The sequence below is a fragment of the Mycobacterium florentinum genome (assembly GCF_010730355.1).
Classification (GTDB): Bacteria; Actinomycetota; Actinomycetes; order Mycobacteriales; family Mycobacteriaceae; genus Mycobacterium; species Mycobacterium florentinum.
This window is the reverse complement of sequence record NZ_AP022576.1, coordinates 2,408,582-2,432,758: the sequence shown is the minus strand read 5'-3', so window position 1 is coordinate 2,432,758 and position 24,177 is coordinate 2,408,582. Positions and strand designations below refer to the sequence as shown.

The 24,177-nt window shown below is 65.1% G+C and carries 18 protein-coding genes, 1 pseudogene and 1 riboswitch; of the genes and pseudogenes, 8 read left to right on the top strand and 11 right to left on the bottom strand.

Going from position 1 to position 24,177, the window contains the following annotated elements:
- Positions 1-4: 4 nt before the first annotated feature.
- Positions 5-126: riboswitch (SAM riboswitch) on the bottom strand.
- A gap of 128 nt (positions 127-254) precedes the next feature.
- Together G6N55_RS11350 and G6N55_RS11345 are read left to right on the top strand one after the other, a co-directional pair.
- A complete protein-coding gene (locus tag G6N55_RS11350) occupies positions 255-2,492 on the top strand; it encodes an NADP-dependent isocitrate dehydrogenase (protein WP_085219931.1) in 2,238 nt (745 codons plus the stop codon).
- 15 nt (positions 2,493-2,507) lie between these two features.
- Positions 2,508-3,725, top strand: coding sequence for an NADP-dependent isocitrate dehydrogenase (locus G6N55_RS11345; RefSeq protein WP_085219932.1), 1,218 nt, complete (start codon positions 2,508-2,510; stop codon positions 3,723-3,725).
- A gap of 3 nt (positions 3,726-3,728) precedes the next feature.
- On the opposite strand, the gene G6N55_RS11340 is transcribed toward G6N55_RS11345, so the two are convergent.
- Complete coding sequence (locus G6N55_RS11340) at positions 3,729-4,526, bottom strand: alpha/beta fold hydrolase (RefSeq protein WP_085220093.1); 798 nt, start codon at positions 4,524-4,526, stop codon at positions 3,729-3,731.
- Between the two features lie 127 nt (positions 4,527-4,653).
- On the opposite strand from G6N55_RS11340, the gene trpS reads away from it, so the two are divergent.
- Both trpS and yhjD read left to right on the top strand, forming a co-directional pair.
- Entirely contained in the window at positions 4,654-5,673 is a 1,020-nt protein-coding gene (trpS, locus tag G6N55_RS11335; RefSeq protein ID WP_085219933.1) for a tryptophan--tRNA ligase, read from the top strand.
- Positions 5,674-5,683: 10 nt separating this feature from the next.
- The gene (yhjD, locus tag G6N55_RS11330) at positions 5,684-6,712 is read left to right on the top strand and encodes an inner membrane protein YhjD (protein WP_085219934.1); all 1,029 of its coding nucleotides are present in this window, start codon (positions 5,684-5,686) and stop codon (positions 6,710-6,712) included.
- On the opposite strand, the gene nagA is transcribed toward yhjD, so the two are convergent.
- The 3 genes from nagA to G6N55_RS11315 are packed head-to-tail and all read right to left on the bottom strand — an operon-like array spanning position 6,709 to position 9,502.
- A complete protein-coding gene (gene nagA, locus G6N55_RS11325; RefSeq protein WP_085219935.1) occupies positions 6,709-7,836 on the bottom strand; it encodes an N-acetylglucosamine-6-phosphate deacetylase in 1,128 nt (375 codons plus the stop codon). The genes yhjD and nagA overlap by 4 nt on opposite strands.
- Complete coding sequence (locus G6N55_RS11320) at positions 7,827-9,176, bottom strand: sugar porter family MFS transporter (RefSeq protein ID WP_085219936.1); 1,350 nt, start codon at positions 9,174-9,176, stop codon at positions 7,827-7,829. Before G6N55_RS11320 ends, nagA begins: the two co-directional genes overlap by 10 nt.
- Entirely contained in the window at positions 9,173-9,502 is a 330-nt protein-coding gene (locus tag G6N55_RS11315) for a PH domain-containing protein (RefSeq protein ID WP_085219937.1), read from the bottom strand. The genes G6N55_RS11320 and G6N55_RS11315 overlap by 4 nt, the downstream gene beginning before the upstream one ends.
- A 139-nt stretch (positions 9,503-9,641) precedes the next feature.
- Between G6N55_RS11315 and G6N55_RS11310 the strand changes: the two genes are divergently transcribed.
- Positions 9,642-10,943, top strand: coding sequence for a hypothetical protein (locus tag G6N55_RS11310; protein ID WP_085219938.1), 1,302 nt, complete (start codon positions 9,642-9,644; stop codon positions 10,941-10,943).
- Here G6N55_RS11310 and G6N55_RS11305 read toward each other — a convergent pair.
- Both G6N55_RS11305 and G6N55_RS11300 read right to left on the bottom strand, forming a co-directional pair.
- Entirely contained in the window at positions 10,940-13,810 is a 2,871-nt protein-coding gene (locus tag G6N55_RS11305; RefSeq protein WP_085219939.1) for an MMPL/RND family transporter, read from the bottom strand. The genes G6N55_RS11310 and G6N55_RS11305 overlap by 4 nt on opposite strands.
- Positions 13,807-14,244, bottom strand: a complete 438-nt coding sequence (locus G6N55_RS11300; protein ID WP_085219940.1) for an MmpS family transport accessory protein — start codon at positions 14,242-14,244, stop codon at positions 13,807-13,809. Before G6N55_RS11300 ends, G6N55_RS11305 begins: the two co-directional genes overlap by 4 nt.
- 214 nt (positions 14,245-14,458) lie before the next feature.
- Between G6N55_RS11300 and G6N55_RS11295 the strand changes: the two genes are divergently transcribed.
- Positions 14,459-15,721 carry a hypothetical protein gene (locus G6N55_RS11295; RefSeq protein WP_085219941.1) on the top strand — a complete coding sequence of 421 codons (1,263 nt, stop codon included), beginning with the start codon at positions 14,459-14,461 and terminating at the stop codon, positions 15,719-15,721.
- On the opposite strand, the gene G6N55_RS11290 is transcribed toward G6N55_RS11295, so the two are convergent.
- Both G6N55_RS11290 and G6N55_RS11285 read right to left on the bottom strand, forming a co-directional pair.
- Entirely contained in the window at positions 15,672-18,554 is a 2,883-nt protein-coding gene (locus tag G6N55_RS11290) for an MMPL/RND family transporter (RefSeq protein WP_085219942.1), read from the bottom strand. The two genes, G6N55_RS11295 and G6N55_RS11290, sit on opposite strands and share 50 nt — an antisense overlap.
- A 108-nt stretch (positions 18,555-18,662) precedes the next feature.
- Entirely contained in the window at positions 18,663-19,907 is a 1,245-nt protein-coding gene (locus G6N55_RS11285; RefSeq protein ID WP_085219943.1) for a D-alanyl-D-alanine carboxypeptidase family protein, read from the bottom strand.
- A 221-nt stretch (positions 19,908-20,128) separates the two neighbouring features.
- Here G6N55_RS11285 and G6N55_RS11280 point away from each other — a divergent pair, with 221 nt between their 5' ends.
- Positions 20,129-20,365 carry a hypothetical protein gene (locus G6N55_RS11280; RefSeq protein WP_179968178.1) on the top strand — a complete coding sequence of 79 codons (237 nt, stop codon included), beginning with the start codon at positions 20,129-20,131 and terminating at the stop codon, positions 20,363-20,365.
- Here the strand turns inward: G6N55_RS11280 and G6N55_RS11275 are convergent.
- Together G6N55_RS11275 and G6N55_RS11270 are read right to left on the bottom strand one after the other, a co-directional pair.
- Positions 20,340-21,671 (bottom strand): aspartate aminotransferase family protein, encoded by a 1,332-nt coding sequence (locus G6N55_RS11275; RefSeq protein WP_085219945.1) that lies wholly within the window; start codon positions 21,669-21,671, stop codon positions 20,340-20,342. The two genes, G6N55_RS11280 and G6N55_RS11275, sit on opposite strands and share 26 nt — an antisense overlap.
- A 32-nt stretch (positions 21,672-21,703) precedes the next feature.
- On the bottom strand, positions 21,704-22,537 hold the full coding sequence (locus G6N55_RS11270; protein WP_085219946.1) for a mycofactocin-coupled SDR family oxidoreductase: 834 nt from the start codon (positions 22,535-22,537) through the stop codon (positions 21,704-21,706).
- 114 nt (positions 22,538-22,651) lie between these two features.
- Here G6N55_RS11270 and G6N55_RS11265 point away from each other — a divergent pair, with 114 nt between their 5' ends.
- Positions 22,652-23,551, top strand: coding sequence for a sigma-70 family RNA polymerase sigma factor (locus G6N55_RS11265; RefSeq protein WP_163667276.1), 900 nt, complete (start codon positions 22,652-22,654; stop codon positions 23,549-23,551).
- On the opposite strand, the pseudogene G6N55_RS11260 reads toward G6N55_RS11265, so the two are convergent.
- Positions 23,523-24,155, bottom strand: a pseudogene (locus G6N55_RS11260) (carboxymuconolactone decarboxylase family protein); the annotation flags it as partial. The gene G6N55_RS11265 and the pseudogene G6N55_RS11260 overlap by 29 nt on opposite strands.
- Between the last annotated feature and the right edge of the window lie 22 nt (positions 24,156-24,177).

Sequence of the window (24,177 nt, the reverse complement as noted above, 5' to 3'; positions counted from 1 at the left end):
GGCGGACCCGCGCTTGCCGGATAGCCGGTGCTTTGGCTACTCAACCTGGTCTTCACCCGGAGCACCCCACCGCGGTTGGAGGGTTGCCGGCCAGCGAGCCGGGGCTTGACGCTGGCGCTCATGACCAATACGAAGACTATCTTACTGTGCCGACCGGATGCCAATGCCAGGTCGACACCTGCTCAAACACCCTTGATAACGTGGCAAATGATAACGCTGAGCCCCCCAAAATCTGACCGGGAGAGGGACCGTCCGTGAGCGCCGAAAAGCCGACCGTCATCTACACGCTGACCGATGAGGCGCCGTTGCTGGCGACCTACGCGTTCCTGCCGATCGTGCGGGCTTTCGCCGAACCGGCGGGTATCGAGATCAAGACAAGCGACATCTCGGTGGCCGCCCGGATCCTCGCCGAGTTCCCCGAGCACCTGACCGAAGAGCAACGGGTGCCGGACAACCTGGCCGAACTGGGCCGGCTGACGAAGCTGCCGGACACCAACATCATCAAGCTGCCCAACATCAGCGCCTCGGTCCCTCAGCTGGTCGCCGCGATCAAGGAGCTGCAGGGCAAGGGATACAAGATTCCGGACTATCCGCAGAGCCCGAAGACCGACGAGGACAAGGAAATTCGCGAGCGTTATTCGAAATGCCTTGGTAGCGCGGTCAACCCGGTGCTGCGGCAGGGCAACTCGGACCGCCGGGCGCCCAACGCCGTCAAGGAGTACGCGCGCAAGCACCCGCACAGTATGGGGACCTGGTCACAGGCGTCGCGCACCCACGTCGCGACCATGAAGCACGGCGACTTCTATCACGGTGAGAAGTCGATGACGCTGGATCGCGGGCGCAGCGTGAAGATGGAGCTGGAGACCAAGAGCGGCAAGAAGATCGTGCTCAAGCCCACGGTGTCGCTGCGCGACGGCGACATCATCGACAGCATGTTCATGAGCCGCAAGGCGCTCTGCGAGTTCTACGAAGCCGAGATCGACGACGCCTACAAGACCGGCGTGATGTTCTCGCTGCACGTCAAGGCGACGATGATGAAGGTCTCGCACCCGATCGTCTTCGGCCACGCCGTGAAGGTCTTCTACAAGGACGCCTTCGCCAAGCATCAGGCGCTGTTCGACGAACTCGGCGTCAACGTCAACAACGGTCTGGTCGATCTGTACGACAAGATCGAGTCGCTGCCGGCCTCGCAGCACGACGAGATCATCCGCGACCTGCACGCCTGCCACGAACACCGCCCCGAGTTGGCGATGGTCGATTCGGCCAAGGGCATCAGCAACTTTCACTCGCCCAGCGACGTGATCGTGGATGCGTCGATGCCGGCGATGATCCGCGCCGGCGGCAAGATGTACGGCGCCGACGGGCGGCCGAAGGACACCAAGGCCGTCAACCCGGAGTCGACTTTTGCCCGCATCTACCAGGAGATCATCAACTTCTGTAAGACCCACGGGCAATTCGATCCGACCACGATGGGCACCGTCCCCAACGTCGGCCTGATGGCGCAGCAGGCCGAAGAGTACGGCTCGCACGACAAGACGTTCGAGATCCCCGAGGACGGCGTCGCCAACATCGTCGACCTCGACACGGGCGATGTGCTGCTTTCGCAGAACGTGGAAGAAGGCGACATCTGGCGCATGCCCATCGTGCGGGACGAAGCGATCCGGGACTGGGTCAAGCTGGCCGTCACCCGGGCGCGCAACTCGGGCATGCCGGTGGTGTTCTGGCTGGACCAGGAGCGACCGCACGAGAACGAATTGCGCAAGAAGGTCAACACCTACCTGGCCGACCACGACACCGAGGGCCTCGACATCCAGACCATGTCGCAGGAACGCGCCATGCGGCACACGATCGAGCGCGCCATGCGCGGGCAAGACACCATCGCCGCGACCGGAAACATCCTGCGCGACTACCTCACCGACCTGTTCCCGATCCTGGAGCTGGGCACCAGCGCCAAGATGCTGTCCATCGTGCCATTGATGGCCGGCGGCGGAATGTATGAAACCGGCGCGGGCGGTTCGGCGCCCAAGCACGTCCACCAGCTCGTCGAGGAGAACCACCTGCGCTGGGATTCCCTTGGCGAGTTCCTTGCTCTCGGAGCATGTTTCGAGGACCTCGGAATCAAGACCGACAACGAGCGCGCCAAGCTGCTGGGCAAGACATTGGACGCCGCGATCGGCAAGTTGTTGGACAACAACAAGAGTCCGTCACGCAAGACCGGTGAGCTCGACAACCGCGGCAGCCAGTTCTATCTGGCGCTGTACTGGGCCGAGGAACTTGCCGCGCAAGGCGATGACGAAGAATTGCGCAAGCACTTTGCCGCGCTGGCCGACTCGTTGAGCAAGAACGAGGAGGCCATCATCGCCGAAATGGCAATGGTGCAGGGCGAAACGGTCGACATCGGCGGCTACTATCAGCCGGACAACGAGAAGACGACTGCAGTGATGCGGCCGAGCAAGAAGTTCAATGAATCTCTAGCGGCTTCGCAGGACTGAGCCGCGTCGACGCTGATGTCCAAGATCAAAGTTCGAGGCCCGGTAGTCGAACTCGATGGCGACGAGATGACCCGTGTCATCTGGAAGCTGATCAAGGACATGCTGATCCTGCCGCACCTCGACATCAACTTGGAGTACTACGACCTGGGCATCGAGTACCGCGATCGCACCGACGACCAGGTGACGATCGACGCGGCGTATGCCATCAAGAAGCACGGCGTGGGCGTCAAGTGCGCGACGATCACCCCCGACGAGGCGCGTGTCCAAGAGTTCAACCTGAAGAAGATGTGGCTCTCGCCGAATGGGACGATCCGAAACATCCTGGGCGGCACCATCTTCCGCGAGCCGATCGTGATCTCGAACGTCCCGCGCCTGGTTCCGGGCTGGACCAAGCCGATCGTCATCGGCCGTCACGCATTCGGCGACCAGTACCGGTCCACAAACTTCAAGGTCGAGAAACCCGGCACTGTGGCGATAACGTTCACGCCCGCGGACGGTGGTGAGCCGATCGTGCACGAGATGGTGGACATCCCCGAGGACGGCGGCGTCGTAATGGGGATGTACAACTTCCGGGACTCCATCCGCGACTTCGCGCGGGCCTCATTCGCTTACGGGCTCAACGCCAAATGGCCGGTGTACCTGTCTACGAAGAACACCATCCTCAAGGCCTACGACGGCATGTTCAAAGACGAATTCCAGCGTATCTACGACGAGGAGTTCAAGGAGCAGTTCGAGGCCGAAGGCCTGACCTACGAGCACCGGCTGATCGATGACATGGTGGCCGCCTGCCTGAAGTGGGACGGCGGCTACGTCTGGGCCTGTAAGAACTACGACGGCGACGTCCAGTCCGACACCGTCGCACAGGGTTACGGCTCGCTGGGGCTGATGACCTCGGTGCTGATGACCGCCGACGGCAGGACGGTGGAGGCCGAGGCCGCGCACGGCACCGTCACCCGGCACTACCGGCAGTATCAGGCCGGCAAGCCGACATCCACGAACCCGATCGCCTCGATCTTCGCCTGGACGCGGGGACTGCAGCACCGCGGCAAGCTGGACAACACCCCCGAGGTGATCGGCTTCGGGCAGAAGCTGGAAGAGGTCGTCATCGGCACCGTCGAGAGCGGGAAGATGACCAAGGACCTCGCGATTCTGATCGGGCCCGATCAGCAGTGGCAGCAAAGCGAGGAGTTCCTCGGCTCGATCGCCGAGAACCTGGAGAAGGCGCTCGCCTAGGGCCTAGCTGGCCGGCGGGTCGACGACCCGCGCCGGCCGGGTGCAGTCGTCGATGAATCCGGAGATGACCTCGGTCACCCGTCCGGGTGCCTCGAACATCGGAACGTGCCCGACGCCGTCGAGCCGGGTGATTCTGGTGTCGGCCGGCAGCAAGTCGGTGAAATGCCGGCTGAACCTGCTCGGCGGCACGACGCGGTCCTTCTCGCACAACACCAGGTGAGCGGGCACCGCGGTCTGCGCCAACTCCATCAACCCGGGCTGCAGCAGTGCCTTGACCAGCAGCTGGAAGTAGGCCGGGCAGTGCGCGGCGTCATCCACTATGCCGGACAGCTGGCGCTCGCTGATCCCGTCCGCCGCCCCGCTGAGCGGCAGGGTGGCCAGCCGGCGGCTATACGGCAGCCGCAGCGTGCGCTGGCCCAGCAGTCGGGTCAGCGCCAAGACCGGCATGCCGGCCACGAACTTGCCGATGACCTCGAATTTCACCGGGCTCCAGCGGGTCCAACCGCCCGCGGCGGCGACGCCGGTGACGGTACGGGCCCGGCCCCGCCGCTCCAGTTCGAAGGCGACCCAGCCGCCCAGCGAGTTGCCCACGATGTGAGCGGTGTCCCACCCCATCTGGTCGAGCTGGCGTTCGACGTGATCGGCCAGCACCGACGAGCTCAGCAGCCAGGTGCCCGCGTGCGGGCCGCCGTTGTGGCCGGCCATCGTCGGGGCGAATACCTCGTAGCGCCCGGTATCGGACAGCTGCCGGGCCACCCCTTCCCATACCGTCTGGGACATCAGGAACGGGTGCAGCAGCAGTACCGGCTCTCCAGAACCCTGGTGGATCGGCGCACGAGTCGTCACGTAGCCGACATTAAAGGCGGTACCGCCGGTACCGCAAGCGAGGGCGCGACGGGGAAAGCGCGCGTGAAAAGATCGAGACATCATGAGCACCGCTACCGGACCCAGCCGGATTTTCTCCGGCGTGCAGCCCACGTCTGATTCGCTTCACCTCGGCAACGCGCTGGGCGCGGTCACCCAGTGGGTCGCGCTGCAGGACGACCACGACGCGTTCTTCTGTGTGGTCGACCTGCACGCGATCACCGTTCCGCAGGATCCCGAGGCGCTGCGACGCCGCACCCTGGTGACCGCCGCCCAGTACCTGGCGCTGGGCATCGACCCGGCCCGCAGCACCGTCTTCGTGCAAAGCCACGTGCCCGCTCACACACAGCTGGCCTGGGTGCTGGGCTGCTTCACCGGCTTCGGGCAGGCGTCGCGGATGACGCAGTTCAAGGACAAGTCGCAGCGCCAGGGCACCGACTCCACCACCGTCGGGCTGTTCACCTATCCGGTGTTGCAGGCCGCCGACGTGCTGGCCTACGACACCGATCTGGTGCCCGTTGGCGAGGACCAGCGCCAGCACCTCGAGCTGGCCCGCGACATCGCGGAGCGGTTCAACAGCCGCTTCCCGGACACCTTCGTCGTCCCGGACATGTTCATTCCGAAGGCCACCGCCAAGATCTACGACCTGCAGGATCCGACATCGAAGATGAGCAAATCGGCGGCCACCGATGCCGGTTTGATCAATCTGCTCGACGATCCGGCATTGTCCGCCAAGAAGATTCGCTCGGCCGTGACCGACAGCGAGCGCGAGATCCGCTTTGACACCGAGGCCAAGCCCGGCGTTTCGAACCTGCTGACCATCCAATCGGCGGTCACCGGAGTCGGCATCGACAAGCTCGTCGACGGCTACGCCGGGCGCGGCTACGGCGATCTGAAGAAGGAGACCGCCGAGGCCGTCGTCGAATTCGTCGCCCCGATCAAGGCCCGAGTCGACGAATTGACCGCGGATCTGGCCGAATTGGAGGCCGTGCTGGCGGCCGGTGCCCAGCGCGCCGACGATGTGGCCGGAAAAACGGTCCAGCGGGTCTACGATCGGCTGGGGTTTCTTCCGCAACGGAGGTAGTGCGTTCACCATGGACGAGCCGGCCAAGCCAGGGATCCTTGACCGGTTGCGGGCCCGGTTCGGCTGGCTCGACCATGTGCTACGCGCCTACAAACATTTCGACGAGCGCAACGGCGGCTTCTTGGCGGCCGCCCTGACGTACTACACGATCTTCGCGCTATTCCCTTTGCTGATGGTCGGTTTCGCGGTCGTCGGTTTCATGCTGGCCGAGGACCCCAAGCTGCTCGCCAGCATCGACGAGCACATCCGCGACGCGGTCGACGGTGAGCTCGGGCAGCAGCTGGTGGACCTGATGAATTCGGCGATCAACGCGCGCACGTCGGTCGGTGTGATCGGCCTGGCCGCCTCGGCGTGGGCCGGACTTGGCTGGATGTCCCATATGCGCGGCGCCGTGACCGAGATGTGGTGGGACGAACCGCTGCAGTCGCCGGGCTTCGTGCGCGGAAAGTTGTCCGATCTGGTCGCAATGGTGGGGACGTTCGTGGTCATCCTCGCCACCATCGCGCTCACCGCGCTCGGGCACGCGGCGCCGATGCGCGCGGTACTGAAATGGGCTGGCGTGCCCAACTTCTCGATCTTCGGCGAGCTCTTCCGGGGTCTTTCGATAGTGGTGTCGCTGCTGGTGTCGTGGATGTTGTTCACCTGGATGATCGGCCGGCTGCCGCGGCACAAGGTCAGCCTCGCCGACTCGGCGCGGGCCGGCCTGCTCGCGGCGATCGGCTTCGAGCTGTTCAAACAGGTGGCCTCGATCTACCTGCGGGTCGTGTTGCGCAGTCCGGCGGGTGCGACCTTCGGGCCGGTGCTGGGCCTGATGGTGTTCTCCTACATCACCGGGTATCTCGTGCTCTTCGCCACCGCCTGGGCCGCCACGCTTTCCACCGATCCGCGCAGCAAGTACGCCCCGCCTCCGGCGCCCGCGATCATCGCCCCGCGGGTCCTGCTAGACGAGGGGATCAGCACCCGGCAGACGCTGACCGCGATCGTGATGGGAGCCGTTGGCGCGCTGGCCTTTTCCCGGCTGACCCGCTGGCTGCGTTAGCGCCAGGCGCCCTGCGCCATCACGGCCGCGACTCGCAATTCGCGGTCCAGCACAACAAGATTGGCGTCGTAGCCGGCCTGTAGGGCGCCCACCCGCCCCAGGCCCAGCGCCCGCGCCGGCGTCGCCGAGGTCATCTGCACCGCGGCGACCAATGCGGCATCAGCGTCCGGGCCGAGCCGCGAAATCGTGCGGAAGAGCTGATCCATCGTGGCGGTGCTGCCGGCGATCGTCGACGTCGCATGCACCCGGGCCACCCCCGCCCGCACGTCGACCTGCACCGCGCCGAGCCGGTACGCGCCGTCCTCGCATCCGGCCGCGGCGATCGCGTCGGTGATGACGGCGACCCGGTCGGGCCCGGCCGCCCGGACGACCGCGTGCACCGCGGCGGGGTGCACGTGCACGCCGTCGGGGATCAGCTCGACGGTCACCGCCGGGCTTTCCAGCAGCGCGAGTGCCGGTCCGGGTTCCCGATGGTGCAGGGGCGGCATCGCATTGAACAGATGCGTGCCCACCGTGGCGCCCAGGGCGATCGCTTGTTGGGTCTGCTCATAGGTGGCATCGGTATGTCCCACGGCGACAACGACACCCGCGTCCACGAAGCGCCGGATCGCCTCGCCGGCACCGGGTCGCTCCGGTGCCAGCGTGACCATCCGGATGGTGCCCTCGCCGGCGGCCAGGACGTCGTCGACCTCGCCGGGCTCGGGATCGCGCATCTGGGTCGGATCGTGTGCTCCGCACCGTGCGGTTGCCAGCCACGGCCCTTCCAGGTGGATGCCCGCGACGGTGCCGGATCGGGTGGCTTCGGCCAGCGCGCGCACCCCCGCGATCAGCGTGTCGGGTGCGGCGGTGACCAGACTGGCCAGCGTCGTGGTGGTGCCATGGCAACGGTGAAACTGCGCGGCTTCGTCGATCTGCTCGGCGTCCAGGTAAGAGGCGCCGCCGCCGCCGTGCACGTGCATGTCGATATAGCCAGGCACCACAAGGCAATCCGGGAAGTCCCGGTCGGGCGGCGCGGGCGGTTCACCGGCCCCGCAGGCGAGAATCCGTGCGCCGGTGATCTCTAGCCATCCCGGCCGGCAGACCTGATCGTCGAGGACGACCGCGCCGGCGCGGATCAGGGGCACGGGTCTTCCCAGCGGCCGCCGTTTTCCCAGAAGTGCCGGATGTCCTCGAGCTGGCGTCCCTTGGTCTCCGGCGCGTACCGGTACACGAAGCCGAACGCCACCACGGCCAAAACCCCGAACAACGCGAAAGTGCCTGCGCCGCCGAGGGAGTGCAGCATGGTCAGGAAGACCGCCGCGACGATCGCGTTGGCAGTCAGGTTGGAGGTCAGCATGATGCTGGACCCGATGGACCGCAGCCGGGTGGGGAAGCTCTCGCTGGCGTACACCCAGCCCAGCGAGCCGAAACCCAGGGTGTAGCCGATGATGAACAACAGGATGCCGGCGAACCCGAGCGCCGCGCCGCCGATGCCCCGGGCGAACACCGCCGTCAGCACGACGTCGGCGGCGATCATCATGGCGATGCCGCACAACAGGATTGGGCGTCTGCCGACGCGGTCCACAAGCGTCAGCGCCGCGCCCACGGCTGCCAAACCGGCCACCTGGACCAGCGCCGGCAGGCCCAGCAGCGCGAAATTACCGGTGAATCCCATGGCTTCGAATATTCGGGGGCTGTAGTAGATGATCGCGTTGATGCCGGTGATCTGCAGCAGGAAGCCGAGCACGATCACGAATACGGTGGCTCGCACGTACGGTGGCCGCAGCATCTCGGAGATGCGGCCTTTGAAACCGGGGGAGCCCTCGCCCAGTGCGCGGCCGATCTGGGCGAGCTCTTCGTCGGCGTTCGCGGCGGGCTCGACGCGCAGCAGCGCGCGCCGCGCGTCGTCGACCCGCCCCTTGAGCAGATACCACCGGGCCGTGTCCGGCAGGCGGATCACCAACGGCAGCAACAGCATCACCGGCACCGCGGCCAGCCCCAGCATCCAGCGCCAGCTGTGGGTACCGGCCAACAGGTAGCCGACGAGATACCCGACGATAAGCCCGGTGACGATCGTCAGCTGATAGGCGGTCAGCAGCGCCCCGCGCACCGCCGCCGGCGCCGATTCCGCGATATAGACCGGGACGACCACCACCATCACGCCGATCGTCATACCCAGCAGGAGTCGTGCCGCCAGCAGCATCGGAAATGACGCCGAGAACGCACCCAGCAGCGCGAAGGTCGCGTAGGCGACCAGGATCAGCACGACCGACTTTTTTCGGCCGATCGCGTTGGCGAGTACGCCGGCACCGAGCGCTCCGGCGATCTGCCCGATCACGGCCATCGTCGTGAGGAGTTCTTGTTGAGAGGTGGTGAGTCCGAAATCTTCGGTGATGAACAGCTGCGCGCCGGCGATGATGGACAGGTCGTATCCGTAGATCAGACCGACGCTGGCGCCGGTGAGCCCAACGCGCGAACCCCTCAAGTGGTCGGCACCCGATCGCTCAGCAACTCGACGACACGGTCGGGATCGTCGGGGGTGATGCACGGGTGAACCCGAGCGCCGATGTCGAGAATCAGTAGCTTCTTCTTCCGCGGCCGGTGAATGTCCAACGGGAACCAGTATCGCGGATCCGTCGCTCCCCAGATCCTGCCGCCACCGGACGCGAAGGTCATCTGCTCGGTCTTGAGGCCGCGGATCTCGCCGTACGGGATCCGCTTGGCCCCGGCCAACGGGAAGTAGTAGCGCCGGATGGTGATTCCGTCCTCGTCGAGCCGGAGGCCGGAGTCCTCGTACAAGGCTTCAGTCATCCGCAAGACGGTGCCACAGCAAACATTGGCGGTCAACGGCGTTGAGCCGTGTCCCCCGATCGGTGGACAAAGCAATTCCACCCGGGATGTCCGATCGGAGGATGTTATGCAAGGTTGATCATCCCTAGATTTTTTTGTTATGTCCATCACGCTGGTTCCCACCACCCCGGCACAGCCGCGCGTGTTCGGCAAGCTGCTTTCGCAGGGCACCTTCTACACCGCGGGCATCCAGCTCAGCAATGGCACCGTGATCCTGCCGTTGATCTGCGCACACCAGGGTCTGACCTGGGTGGCCGCGCTGCTCTTTCCGGCCTTCTGCCTCGGCGACGTCGTCGGAAATTCGGTGTCTCCACTGGTGCTGCAGCGAGTGGGCCGGATGCGGCACCGGCTGCTGGCCGTGATCGCGGCCAGCGTGGCCGCCCTGACCCTGTGCGACGCGATGATTCCCTGGCACGGCGCCCTCACCGCGGTGGTGTTTCTGCTGACCTGCGCGGCAGCGGGAGTTCTGCTCGGGATCGCCGGCGTCGCCTACCCCGATATGGTTTCCAGCAAGCTGCCCGGGGCGCGGCGCGGCGAGCTGTTCCTGTTCCAGAGCGCCATCGGGTCGGTGCTGGCCACCGTCGTCACGCTGTTCGTCGTGCCGGCGCTGGCCCACGGCAACGAGATGGCCTACCGCCGCGATCTGTTGTGGCTGGGTGCGCTCGGGCTGGCGGGCTCGGCCATCGCGGCGCTGTTCGTCGGGCCGGTGCGGTCCACCTCGACCACCACCCGGATGTCGGTGCGGGACACCTACCGGGAGGGCATCGCGATCGCGCGGTCCCAGCCGTGGTTCCGCCGGTACATGGTCGCGTGCCTGTTGTTCGGTCCGGTCACCCTGGGCACCACCTTCTATGCCCTGCGCACCGCCCACGACAACCGCAGCCTGCATGTGTTGGTGATCCTGTCCAGCATCGGACTGGTTTTCGGGTCGCCGCTGTGGCGCAAGGTCTATCGCCTGTTCGGAGTGCGCGGCATGATGCTGGGCAGCGCGCTGCTCAGTGTCGCCGCCGCCACGCTGACCTTGGGGGCCGAAGTCTACGGCGAATGGACCCACGTCTGGGCTTACGGCACGGTGTTTCTGCTGGCGACGGTGGCCGCGCAGGCGGTCTTCGCCGCGGCGATCTCGTGGCTCAGCGTGGTCGCCGAGGAGTCGCACCGCGGGACACTGATTGCGTTGAGCTCGACGCTGGTTGCCGTCGAAACCATGGCGCTGGCGGCGGTGCTCGGCAACATTGCCCAGAACCACTCCACGATCTGGCCCGACGTCGTCGTCCTGGTCCTGGCCATCGGCGCCGCGCTGGCGTCGCTGACCGCTCCGCCGTCGGAAACACGGCGGGTGGTCGCTGCTCGGGTCCGGTCCTTCCCGACCGCGTCACCGGCCATGGCCCTGCAGGCCGCCTAGGGCCGCGCTATCTCCGCCGGTTTCTCGGCGGGCGGCAGCAACAGGGCACGCACCAAGCGGCGGGGCCCCGACGACCTGAGCATCCGACTGGCCGGGCGCGGGCGTACTCGCTGCGGCCACCAGAACCAGCGTCCGAGCAACGCGGCAATCGACGGTGTCATGAACGAGCGCACGATCAGCGTGTCGAACAACAGGCCCAGACCGATGGTGGTGCCGATCTGGCCGATGATTTGCAAATCGCTGAACACGAACAGCGACATGGTCACGGCGAACACCATTCCGGCCGCCGTGACGACCCCTCCGGTGCCGGCCATCGCGCGAATGATCCCGGTGTTCAGCCCGGCGCCGATTTCCTCTTTCAGTCGCGAGATCAGCAACAGGTTGTAATCCGAGCCCACGGCCAGCAGCAGGATCACCGACATCGCCAACACCAGCCAATACAGATCGATGCCGAGAATGTCCTGCCAGAGCAGCACGGACAGGCCGAACGAGGAGCCCAGGGACAGCAGCACCGTGCCGACGATGACGGCGGCGGCAATCACGCTTCGGGTCACGATCATCATGATGATCAGAATCAGACTGATCGCGGCGACCCCGGCCATCAGCAGGTCGTAGAAGGCACCCTCTTGGATGTCCCGGTACGTCGACGCCGTGCCGCCCATCGAGATCGCGGCGCCCTGCAGCGGAGTTCCCTTGATGGCCTCTTTGGCCGCCAGCTGGATCGGCTCGACGCGGGCGATGCCCTGGGGCGTCGACGGATCTCCGTCCAGCGCAATGATGAAGCGGGCCGCTTTGCCGTCCGGAGACAAGAACATCTTCAGGCCGCGCTTGAAATCCGGGTTTTCAAAGGCCGACTGCGGCAGATAGAACGAATCGTCAACCTGAGCGGCGTCGAAGACCCGACCCATGGCACCGGGGTCTTTGGTATTCATCTCCTGCTCTTTGTAGAACGACAACAGTGTGCCGTGCCAGACGACCATCATGTCGCGCATGATGGTCATCGTCGAAATCATCGGCAGCATCTGCGCGCGCATCTCCGGTAAGAGCCGGATGAGGACATCCATATCCTTGACGAGAGATTCCAATTTCTCGCTCAGCTGATCGATGTTGTCGAAGGTTTCGAATATCGATCGCACCGCCCAGCAGGCGGGGATATCGAAACAGTGCTTTTCCCAGTAGAAGTAACTGCCAACCGGGCGAAGGAAATCCGAAAGGTCCGCGAGGTGATCCCTGATGGTGTCGGTGGTGTTCGACATGTCATGCGTGAGGTGATCCATATCGACGGTGTTGTCGACGATTTCGCCCATGAGTTGATACATGTGCTTCATCGTGTCGATCGAGACGGTCATCGCCTGCACCTGAATCAGCATGTCGTCCAGGCGGTCCTTCATGAATTGCATGTTTTCGGCCTGCCCGACACCTTGCATGCTCATGATGAACGGAATCGACGTATGTTTGAGAGGCGTTCCCAGGGGCCGGGTTATCGATTTCACCTGCGAGATTCCGGGGCTGTGAAAGATGGCTTTTGCGACCTTGTCCAGGATCAGCATGTCGACGGGAGTGCGCATATCGTGATCGGTCTCGATCAACAGCACATCGGGGTTCAGCCAGGACTGCGAAAAGTGCCGACCCGCGGCCGCGTCCCCGACAACGGCCGGCATGCTGGCCGGCACGAATCTGCGCAGATCGTAAGTGGTGCGGTAATTGGGCAAGGCCAACAGCCCGACAAATGCCACCGCGCAGGTCGCCGCGAGCACCGGGCCGGGCCAGCGAACGATGGCGGTTCCCACCCGGCGCCAGCGCCGAGTCGCCATCTTGCGCTTGGGTTCGAACAGCTTGAAGTGGCTGGCGATGGTCAGCACCGCCGGTCCGAGCGTGAGTGCGGCGAGGACCGCAATCAGCATGCCCACCGCGCAGGGCGGGCCCATCGACTTGAAGTACGGCAGTCGGGCAAAGCTGAGGCAATACATGGCGCCGGCGATAGTCAACCCGGAGCCCAGAATCACATGGGCGGTTCCGTGAAACATCGCAAAGAAGGCGGCTTCTCGGTCCTTACCCGCGTAGCGGGCCTCGTGGTAGCGGCCGAGCATGAATATCGCGTAGTCCGTGCTGGCGGCAATGGCCAGCAGGGTGAGCAAGTTGACCGCGAAGGTCGAGAGGCCGAAAACGCCGTGATAGACCAGAAAACTGACGACTCCGCGTATTGCCCCCAGTTCGATCCCGACCAGGACGACGACGAGGATCATGGTCACGACCGAGCGGTAGATAAACAGCAACATCGCCGCGATCACCACGCCGGTAATCAGGGTGACCCTTGCGATACTTTTGTCGCCGGCCTCGGATTGATCGGCGATCAACCCCATCGAGCCGGTCACATACGCCTTGAGCCCGCGCGGCGCCGGCGTGGTGTCCACGATGTGCCGCACGGCGTAGACCGAGTTGTATGCCGCGGTTTCTGTCGTGCCGGCGAGGTAGACCACCGCATAGGCGGCTTTATCGTCCGCACTTTGCGATCCCCCGGCGGTCAGCGGGTCACTCCAGAAGTCCTGGATGTGCGCGACGTGCTGGGTATCGGCCGAAAGCCGCCGCACCAGTTCGCTATAGAAACGGTGAGCGTCGTCGCCGAGTGGTTTGTCGCTTTCCAGCACGATCGTGGCCGCGTTATCGGTGCCGGACTCACCGAATACCTGTCCCACCCGGTTGAGCGCCTGAACCGATGCGCCGCCTTTGGGGCTCATCGAGACCGAGTGCGCTTTGCCGACCGCCTCCAGCTGCGGGATGCCGATATTGAGCACGGCCGTGAGCCCCAGCCACAACAAGACGATCGGCACTGCAAATCGGCGGATTATCTTGGGTGCCCGGCTCATCCGGCATTCACCTGGCAGAAAGTCAGTGCTTTCGGTCCGGTCTCGGATCGCTCGTCCTTAATCGCGCCGTTCACCTTGATTCGGCAGCCGATGACGCTGCCGTTGCTTTGCGCCAAAAGGTTGACGGTGACCGAAGTCAGCGTCGTCGACAGGGTTTGCGACCACGGCAGCGGAATATTCTCCAGACGTTGCACCCGGGCGTCGGGATCCAAATAGGCGATCTTTGCGGTCGCGGCAGGACCGAAGACTTCATACGTCACTTGTTTCGGGTCGAACACTGGATCATCGAGATCGGCCTTGACCCTGACAACGGGATGTCCATGAACGCCGAACATGCTATGCAGGCGATAGATTCCGAGCCCCGCGACGCCGGCGATCGCAATAACGGCCAGCAGCAACCACATTCGTTTCACGACTCGGGTAACCGAAACCATCTTTACTCCCGCGCTTTGTTACCGGGTCGCAAAACGATTTGATGTCTCAATGCGTTCGGCGCTTACGCTACCGTCAATGTGCTAAAGCATCGAGCCTTTCGGACAATCGTTATATGGATTGAGCCGTTCCCCCAACCGGGGGACACCCAACTCGTCCGGCCGTGTCCGATCGGTGGATAGTTTTTACCTGCTCAGCGCCCATACTGTTAATGCCATGGCCGCATTGCCGGCGGAGATTTCGGCACACACGAACCCGTTCCCGCGCCTGCCTTCGCAGGGCGCGTTCTACACGGCCGGCATGCAGTTCAGCAATGGCGCCGTGGTGCTGCCGTTCATTTGCGCGCACCTGGGCCTCACCTGGCTGGCCGCGCTCCTGTTTCCGGCGTACGGCCTCGGCTCCATCGTGGGAAATTCGATGTCACCGGCGGTGTTGCGGCGCGTCGGCCAGATGCGGCACCTGCTGCTGGCCGCGATGGCGGCGAGTGCGGCCGCGCTGATCTTGTGCGACGCGATGATCCGCTGGAACGGCATGCTCGCGGCGGCGGTGTTTCTGCTGACGAGCGCGGGGGGCGGAGTCATCGTCGCTGTCGCCAATGTCGCGTACCCCGACACGACCTCCGGCAAGCTGTCCGCGTTGAGGATGCTGTCGGTACAGGGGGCCATCGCCTCGGTGGTGGCCACCGTTGCCGCGCTGTTCCTCGTGCCGGGGCTGGCCACCGGCGACAAGTTGGCGTTGCACCGCGATCTGCTGTGTCTGGGTGCGTTCGGACTGGCTGCCTCGGGCTTCGCGGCACTGTTCGTCGGCCCGGCGCGGTCGGATTCGATCGCCCCACGGATGTCCGTGCGCGACACCTGGCGGCGCGGCTTCGGGGTTGCCCGCACCCAGCCTTGGTTTCGCCGGTATGTGATCACGTGCCTGCTGTTCGCCCCGCTCAGCCTGGGCATGACCTTCTATGCCCTGCGTACCGCGCACCAGAGCGGCACCCTGCATGTGCTGGTGTTTCTGTCCACCATCGGACTGGTCATCGGTTCCGCGTTGTGGCGCAAGGTCTACCAGCTGTTCGGGGTGCGCGGCATGCTGCTGGGCAGCGCCCTGCTCAGCGCCGCCGCCGGCGTGCTGTCCATCGCGGCCGAGGCGTGCGGACAGTGGTTTCACATGTGGGCCTACGGCACCGTGTTCTTGCTGGCGACGGTGGCCGCCCTCGCCGTCTTCGCCGCGGCGATCTCGTGGGTCGGCGTGGTCGCCGCCGAACCCCACCGCGTCACCCTGATCGGCTTTTGCTCGACGCTGCTCGCGATCGAAACCACGGCACTGGGCGGGGCGCTGGGCGGGATCGCGCAAAACCACTCCAAGATCTGGCCGGTCGCCATCGTCGTGGTCCTGGCCGCCGCCGCCGCCGTTGCGGCACTGGGCGCACCCGGGCCGGCTAGGGCAGCAACAGGGCACGCACCAAACGGCGGGGTCCCGACGATCTGAGCATCCGACTGGCCGGGCGTGGGCGTACTTGTTGCGGCCACCAGAACCAGCGTCCGAGCAAGGCGGCGATCGACGGTGTCATGAACGAGCGCACGATCAGCGTGTCGAAAACCAGGCCCAGGCCGATGGTGGTGCCGATCTGACCGATGATTTGCAAATCGCTGAACACGAACAGCGACATGGTGACGGCGAAGACCATGCCGGCCGCCGTCACCACTCCGCCGGTGCCGGCCATCGCACGGATGAGTCCGGTGTTCAGACCGGCGCCGATTTCCTCTTTGAGCCGGGAGATCAGCAACAGGTTGTAATCCGATCCCACGGCCAGCAGCAGCATCACCGACATCGCCAACACCAGCCAGTACAAGTCGATGCCGAGAAGGTCTTGCCAGAGCAGCACGGACAGGCCGAAGGACGAGCCCAGGGAAAGCAGCACCGTGCCGACGATGACGGCGGCGGCAATCACGCTTCGGGTGACGATCATCATGATGATCAAGATGAGGCTGATCGCGGCCACCACGGCGATCATCAGATCGTAGAAGGCGCCCTCCTGGAGGTCTTTGAACGTCGCGGCGACGCCGCCCATGGAGATCGCGGCGCCCTGCAGCGGAGTTCCCTTGATCGCCTCCCTCGCCGCCTGCTGGATCGGCTCGACACGGGAGATGCCCTCGGGCGTCGCGGGAGCTCCGTCGAGGGAGATGATGAAGCGGGCCGCCTTGCCGTCCGGCGACAAGAACATGCTCAGGACCCGCTTGAAACCCGGATTATCAAAGGCCGACTGCGGTAGATAGAACGAATCGTCAACCTGGGCGGCGTCATAGGCCCGACCCATGGCACCGGGGTCCTTGCTGTTGCGCTCCTGCTCTTCATAAAGAGACGCAAGTGTGCCGTGCCAAACGACCAGCACGTCGCGCAAGGTGGTCAACGTCGAAATCATCGGGAGGAGCTGCGCCCGCATCTGGGGCAAAAGGTTGATCAGCACGTCCATGTCCTTGGCGAAATGCCCAAGCTTCTCGCTCAGCTGATCGACGTTGTCGAACGTATCGAATATCGATCTCGTCGCCCAGCAGATCGGGATATCGAAACAGTGTTTTTCCCAGTAGAAGTAGCTGACAATTGGCCGGAGGAAATCCGACAGGTCGGCGAAGTGATCCCTGATGGTGTCGGTGATGTTCGACATGTCGTGGGTCAGGTGATCCATGTCGACGTTATCGTCGATAAGCCGACCCATCAGGTCGTACATCTTGTGCATCGTTTCGATCGATACATCCATCGCCTGCTCTTGGACCAGCATGTCGTCCACTCGGCCCTTCATGAATTCCATGTTTTCGGCATTCATCACGTCGCGCATGCTGAGGATGAACGGAATCGACGTATGTTTGAGAGACGTTCCCAGGGGCCGGGTTATCGATTTCACCTGTGCGATTCCAGGGGTGTGAAAGATCGCTTTCGCGGCCTTGTCCAACACCACCATGTCGACCGGATCACGCATGTCGTGATCGGATTCGATCAGCAGCACCTCGGGGTTCAGCCGGGCCTGCGAAAAGTGTCGACCCGCGGCCGCATCCCCGACGATCGACGGCATGCTGGCGGACATGAATTTGCGCAAGTCGTAAGTGGTTTGGTAATTCGGCAGGGCCAGCAGGCCAACGGACGCCACCGCGCACGTCGCGGCGAGCATCGGGCCGGGCCAGCGAACGATGGCGGTTCCCACCCGGCGCCAGCGCCGAGTGGCCATCCTGCGCTTGGGGTCGAACAGTTTGAAGAAGCTGCCGACGGTCAGCACCGCCGGCCCGAGCGTCAGCGCGGCGAGGACCGCGACCAACATGCCGATGGCACAGGGGGCGCCGAGCGTCCGGAAATACGGAAGTCGGGCAAGGCTCAGGCAATACATGGCGCCGGCGATGGTCATGCCCGAGCCCAGAATCACATGGGCGGTCCCGCGAAACATCGTGTAGAACGCGGTTTCCCTGTCTTCGCCGCCGTAGCGCGCCTCGTGATAACGCCCGAGCATGAATATCGCGTAGTCCGTGCTGGCGGCGATGGCGAGCAGGGTGACCAGGTTTGTCGCAAAGGTCGAAAGCCCGAAAGCGTTGTGGTGAGCGAGAAAAGCGATGACCCCGCGAATTGCCCCCAGCTCGACCCCAACCAGGCCGAGCAGGAGAAGCATGGTCACGACGGACCGGTAGATGAAGAGCAACATCGCCGCGATCACCACGCCGGTAGTCAGGGTGACCTTGGCGACGCTCTTGTCGCCGGCCTCGGTCTGGTCGGCGATCAGCGCGTACGGACCCGTGATGTATGCCTTGACCCCGAGCGGCGCCGGGGTGCTGTTCACGATGTGCTGGACGGCGTGAACCGAGTTGTAGGCCTGTGTTTCGTTGTTGCCGACCAGGAACACCACGACGTAGGCGGCCTTATCGTCCGCGCTCTGCGATCCCCGGGCCGTCAGCGGGTCGCTCCAGAAATCCTGGATGTGCGCGACATGCTGGGTATCGGCCGAAAGCCTGCGCATCATCTCGTTGTAGAAACGGTGAGCGTCGTCGCCGAGCGGTTTGTCACCTTCCAGCACAATCGTCACCGAGCTGTTGGACTCGAACTCATGGAATACCTGGCCCACGTGCTTGATCGCCTGGACCGCGGCCGCGTCTTTCGGGCTCAGGGATACCGAGTGTGCTTTGCCGACCACTTCCAGCTGCGGGATGGCCAGATTGACGACGGCGGTCAGCCCCACCCATAACAGAACGATCGGCACCGCAAAGCGGATGATAATCCGCGGCAGAAATGGCGGCCCGGAATTCGGTGCGACGGCGATGACCGCCAACAGCAACAACATTCGCTTCACGACTCGGGTAATCGAAATCATCTTTACCCCGTTTGGTTGCGTTAGCGAGATAGACGCTACCGTCGATGCGTTAAAGCATCGAGAGTTTCCAGTTAATCGTTATATGGTCCGGCGGTTCATCGAGCGCGCGACCATGATCAACGAGAACACGACAATGGCGCCGATGATGCCCACGCCCACCCGCACCGGCAACGCGTCGGCCGATGGCAGCAATCCGGCGGCCTGGGCGCCGTTGCTCTGCCGGTCCGCGGCGCTGTCCTGCTTGGGTGCCAGCGACGGGTCGGGTGCGATCAGCGCACCCACCTGGGTGCCCTGCGCGGTGGCGAAGCCGTAGTCCAGCAGGTGCGCCGCCTGCTCCCAGGGCGCGATCGGTTGCCGGGTGCCGTGCATCAACACGGCCACCAGCCGCCGGCCGTCGCGGTTCGCGGCGCCCACGAACGTCTGGCCGGCGTCGTCGGTGTAGCCGGTCTTGCCGCCCAGGGCGCCCGGATACTTGTAGAGCAGCTGGTTGTCGTTTTCCAGCTCGTAGCCCGGGTGGTCGCCGTGGCCGGGAAAGTCGAACGTCCGGGTCGCGACGATGGCGGCGAAAGTCGGGTTCTGCCAGGCGTATCGGTAGAACAGGCCGATGTCGTAGGCCGAAGTGCTCATGCCGGGTCCGTCCAGTCCCGACGGTGTGGCCACCCGGGTGTCCTGGCCGCCGAGCTTGGCGGCCAGCACGTTGATCTTCTCCAGCGCCTGCTGCATCCCGCCCAGCTGCATGGCCAGCGCGTGCGCCGCGTCGTTACCCGAGTGCATCAGCAGCCCGTGCAGCAGTTGGTTGACGGTGTAGACGCCGCCGTCGTCCACGCCGACCTTGGTGCCCTCGGCGGAGGCGTCGTCGGCCGTCCCGGTCACCGACTTGTTGAGTGGCAGCGCGTTCAGGACGGCCATCGCGACGAGGACCTTGATGATGCTGGCCGGGCGGTGGCGGCCATGCGGATCCTTGGCCGCGATCACCGCGCCGCTGTCCAGGTCCGCGACCAGCCAGGCCTCGGCGGAGACGTCGGTCGGCAGTGCCGGAGTATCAGGCGCGGCGACGATGCCGCAGCTGCTCAGCGCCTCGCCGCCCACCGGCTTGGCCGGCACCGCCAGCGGGATCGGCGGGTCACCGGCCTGCGGTACCTCCGACGAGTCCACCGCCGGTGGGGTGTTCACCTTGTACGGGCAGTTCGGCGCTCCGGCATTGGGCCCGGGGCTCGGCTCCGCGAGCGCGGCCGGCATGCCCGCAGCGGCCGGGGCGGCCATCACAAAAACGGTCGCTGCCAGGCAGGATGCGGAACGTACGAGAGCTTTTGAGCGGGGCATTGGTGTGCAGACTAGGCGATGGGGCGCCGGATTCGCGGGAGCCGCGCTGTGACTGTTGGGGCGTATGTGACAAGTTCATCTGTGCGGCGGATCGACGCACTACGCTGGCAGGAACCAACAGCCGTCAACGTCGAAAAGGGTGTGCCATTCCAAGCGAGCGATTGTGGTCAAAGTGGCGGCGCCGGAACGGCACGAATGGGTCGGGCACCTCGCCGCGCTCGCTGGAACAGCTGCTCAAGCAGGTGGAGAAGTCGACTCAGGTGCGACGTACCGGACTCGACGGGGTGCTGTCCGAGCTGCAGATGCATCGCGACGCCACGGTCGATCCCGAAGCGCGGTCGGCACTCGCCTGGTTGTGCAACTCGCTGTCGCGGTTCGTGACCAACCCGAGCGCGGCGCACGCCCGCCAGCTGGTGATGGCCACAGGTACCGCTAGAGCCGCGTGTACGCCTCGCTGAGCACGCCGCGCAGGATCGATTCGATGGTGTCGAACTCGGCCTGACCGCTGATCAGCGGCGGCGCCAGCTGGACGACGGAATCGCCGCGATCGTCGGTGCGGCAATACAACCCGGCCTCGAACAGGGCCGACGACACGTACCCCAGCAGTGACCGGCGTTCGGTGTCGGTGAAGGTTTGCTTGGTCGCCTTGTCCTTGACGAGCTCGACGCCGTAGAAGAAGCCCTCGCCGCGAACGTCGCCGACGATCGGCAGGTCGTAAAGCTTGTCCAGGGTGGCGCGGAAGACGGGCGCGTTGGTCTTGACGTGGTCGTTGATGCCCTCGCGCTCGAAGATGTCGAGGTTGGCCAGCCCGACGGCGGCCGAAACCGGGTGGCCGCCAAAGGTATACCCGTGCGGGAACATGGTCTCGCCGTCGTTGAACGGCTCGAACAGCCGCTCGCTGGCGATCATCGCGCCGATCGGCGAGTAGCCCGACGTCATGCCCTTGGCGCAGGTGATCATGTCGGGCACGTAGCCCATATCGTCGCAGGCGAACATCGAGCCGATCCGGCCGAACGCGCAGATCACCTCGTCGGAGACCAGCAGCACGTCGTAGGCGTCGCAGATCTCCCGCACCCGCTCGAAATAGCCTGGGGGAGCGGGGATGCTGCCGCCGGCGTTCTGCACCGGTTCCAGGAACACCGCGGCCACGGTGTCGGGCCCCTCGAACTCGATCGCCTCGGCGATCCGGTCGGCGGCCCACTGCCCGAAGGCTTTTGCATCGGTACCGAACGGTTCGGGGGCGCGGTAGAAGTTCGTGTTGGGCACCCGGAAGCCGCCCGGTGTGACCGGTTCGAACGGCGCCTTGAAGCGCGGCAGCCCGGTGATCGCGAGCGCGCCCTGGGTGGTGCCGTGGTAGGCGATCGCCCGCGAAATCACCTTGTATTTACCGGGTTTGCCGGTGAGCTTGAAAAACTGCTTGGCCACTTTCCACGCCGACTCGACGGCCTCGGTGCCGCCGGTGGTGAAGAAGACCCGGTTGAGGTCGCCCGGGGCATAGCCGGCCAGGCGCTCGGCCAGCTCGATCGCGGTGGGGGTGGCGTATCCCCACAGCGGGAAGAAAGCCAGCGTGCTCGCTTGCCGGGCCGCGACCTCGGCCAGTTCGGTGCGGCCGTGACCGACCTGCACCGTGAAGAGCCCGGACAGCCCGTCCAGATAACTCTTGCCGCGATCGTCGTAGATGGTGACGCCCTCACCGCGGGTGATGATCGGCGGCGTGATGCCGGCGCCGTGCCGGGCGAAGTGCAGCCAAAGATTGTCAGTCATCGTGCCCGTGAGCGTAACGCCACGGGCGGCAATCACTTGAGCAATATTCCGGCATCCACCGACAGCGTCGTGCCCGTGATGTAGCGACCGGACTTGGCGCACAGGTAGAGCATCGCCTCCGAGACATCCTCGGGATCGATCACCGAGACGGGCAGCAGATTGGTGAAGGCCGTCGCGAACGCCGGGTGCTGCTCTAAGTATTTGTCGAAGACGTCGTTGTGAACCATCGGCGTGGCCACTCCGGTCGGATGCACGGAGTTCACCCGAATCTCCTTCTCCGCCAATGTGGTGGCGTAATAACGCATCAGCCCGATGACGCCATGCTTGGCCGCGGTGTAGCCGGCCAGACCAGGGTTGCGCGTGTCGAAATCGCGCGAGACGGATTTGAATCCGGCCGCCGAGCTGGTGATGACGATCGCGCCGCCGTCGTGGTGGGCGAGCAGATGGGGCAGGGTCGCTTCGATCGTGCAATAGACACCGTTGAGCAGGACGTCGATCGCGTCGAGGTACGAACTCACTGTCGGCTCGGCGAGGCCGAAGCCCGGTGCCACGCCGGCATTGGCCAGGACGAAGTCCAGGCGGCCGAGTTCGGCAACGCCGTCGGCCAGCACCGACCCAAGACGCTCGAAGTCACGGACATCGGCCTGCCCGGCGACGATGCGGCGCCCGGTCTTCTCCACCAGGTTGACCGTCTCGTCCAGGTCCTCTGGGCACCCCAACGGGTAGGCGACGCTGTCGATCTGCTGACAGATGTCCACGGCAATGATGTCGGCGCCTTCTTCCGCGAACCGCACGGCGTGAGCGCGGCCCTGGCCGCGGGCGGCGCCGGTGATGAACGCGACCTTGCCTTCCAATCGCCCCGTCATGATTCCCTCTCGATACTTGACGCGTTTCCTCCACCTTCACTGTCGCGTTAGAGACCGCCTAGTCATTAGCCAATGCGCGCACAGTATTGGTCGGGAAGCGCATAGGCTCGGGACATGACCGCGACGCAGGTCACAGATTTCGAAGCGCTGCGGCCGCATCTGATGGCGGTGGCTTACCGGGTGACGGGCACCGTTGCCGACGCGGAAGACATCGTCCAGGAAGCCTGGCTGCGGTGGGACAAACAGGATGGGGCGATCGCCGATCTACGCGCCTGGCTGACCACCGTGGTGAGCCGGTTGGGGCTGGACCGGTTGCGGTCGGCCGCCCACCGCCGGGAGAGCTACACCGGCACCTGGCTGCCCGAACCGGTGGTGACCGGCTTCGACGGTAACGATCCGCTGTCGGCCGTGGTGGCTCGCGAGGATGCCCGGTTCGCGGCGATGGTCGTGCTGGAACGGTTGTCGCCGGATCAGCGGGTCGCCTTCGTGTTGCACGACGGGTTCTCGATGCCGTTCGCGGAAGTGGCCGAGGTGCTGGGCACCAACGAGCCCGCCGCCCGGCAGCTGGCGTCGAGGGCCCGCAAGGCCGTCGCGCACCAGCCGCCGCCGAAACCCGATCCGGCGCACGCCGAGGTGGTCGGCAAGTTGCTCGCGGCGATTGCCGAGGGCGACCTGGAAACCGTGGTGTCGCTGCTGCACCCGGATGTGACGTTCACCGGCGATTCGAATGGCAAGGCGCCCACGGCAATCAACGTCATCCGCGGCGCGGACAAGGTGGTCCGGTTCATCCAGGGCCTGGCGCAACGCTACGGCCCGGCGATGTACACCGTGCATCAATTCGGGCTGATCAACGGCGAGCTGGGGATGTACAGCCCCGGCTGCCCCGCCAGCGACGGCTATCGGGAGATGTTGCCGCGGATCACGGCCCTGACGGTGCGCGACGGAAAGGTCTGCGCGCTATGGGATATCGCCAACCCCGACAAGTTCACCGGTTCTCCGCTGAACTCTCGGTAGCCCACGGAATGCGGCAGCTGTCACCGGAATTGAAGCCCTGCTCGGTGATGCCCAGCGCGGTGTTCATCCGGGCCCGCATGTTCTCCACCCCGATCTGATAGGTCAGCTCGATCACCCCGGCGTCGCCGAAGCGGGCCCGCAGGTCGGCCACCTGTTCGTCGGTGACGGTGTGCGGATCGGTGGTCATGGCGTCGGCGTAGGCGATGGCGGCGCGCTCGTCGTCGGTGAACGCCGTCGAGGTGGCGTAGTCGTCGATCTCCTTGAGCCGGTTGATGTCCAGGCCGTCCAGGCGCTGCAGCATGGACCCGAAGTCGACGCACCACGCGCAGCCGATCGCGCGCGCCGTCCGGTAGACGGCAAGCTCACGCACGCTGACCGGAAGCGCGCGTGACGCCCGGTCGATCAGGGTCTCGTGCACGGCGCCGGCGACCATCAGCCGGCGATGATGCGCGGCCACCGCGAACGGTTCGGGAACCTGGCCGTAGCGGCGCTTGGCGATCCGGTACATAGCGCGGGTCATCAGTCCGGCGCTCTTGGGTGGTAGGGGCTCGATCCGTGTTTTCTGTGTCATACCCCTCAGACGACGCAGCTCTGCCAAGTGTGACCGACTGAGGCGATCTTGATCC

What these genes read in the sequence shown, in the direction of transcription:
- G6N55_RS11345 (WP_085219932.1), top strand. Translation starts at nt 2,508, where the DNA reads ATGTCCAAGATCAAAGTTCGAGGCCCGGTAGTCGAACTCGATGGCGAC.
- G6N55_RS11285 (WP_085219943.1), bottom strand. Translation starts at nt 19,907, where the DNA reads ATGCCCCGCTCAAAAGCTCTCGTACGTTCCGCATCCTGCCTGGCAGCG.
- G6N55_RS11295 (WP_085219941.1), top strand. Translation starts at nt 14,459, where the DNA reads ATGGCCGCATTGCCGGCGGAGATTTCGGCACACACGAACCCGTTCCCG.
- trpS (WP_085219933.1), top strand. Translation starts at nt 4,654, where the DNA reads ATGAGCACCGCTACCGGACCCAGCCGGATTTTCTCCGGCGTGCAGCCC.
- G6N55_RS11275 (WP_085219945.1), bottom strand. Translation starts at nt 21,671, where the DNA reads ATGACTGACAATCTTTGGCTGCACTTCGCCCGGCACGGCGCCGGCATC.
- yhjD (WP_085219934.1), top strand. Translation starts at nt 5,684, where the DNA reads ATGGACGAGCCGGCCAAGCCAGGGATCCTTGACCGGTTGCGGGCCCGG.
- G6N55_RS11300 (WP_085219940.1), bottom strand. Translation starts at nt 14,244, where the DNA reads ATGGTTTCGGTTACCCGAGTCGTGAAACGAATGTGGTTGCTGCTGGCC.
- G6N55_RS11305 (WP_085219939.1), bottom strand. Translation starts at nt 13,810, where the DNA reads ATGAGCCGGGCACCCAAGATAATCCGCCGATTTGCAGTGCCGATCGTC.
- G6N55_RS11315 (WP_085219937.1), bottom strand. Translation starts at nt 9,502, where the DNA reads ATGACTGAAGCCTTGTACGAGGACTCCGGCCTCCGGCTCGACGAGGAC.
- G6N55_RS11270 (WP_085219946.1), bottom strand. Translation starts at nt 22,537, where the DNA reads ATGACGGGGCGATTGGAAGGCAAGGTCGCGTTCATCACCGGCGCCGCC.
- G6N55_RS11290 (WP_085219942.1), bottom strand. Translation starts at nt 18,554, where the DNA reads ATGTTGTTGCTGTTGGCGGTCATCGCCGTCGCACCGAATTCCGGGCCG.
- G6N55_RS11310 (WP_085219938.1), top strand. Translation starts at nt 9,642, where the DNA reads ATGTCCATCACGCTGGTTCCCACCACCCCGGCACAGCCGCGCGTGTTC.
- G6N55_RS11265 (WP_163667276.1), top strand. Translation starts at nt 22,652, where the DNA reads ATGACCGCGACGCAGGTCACAGATTTCGAAGCGCTGCGGCCGCATCTG.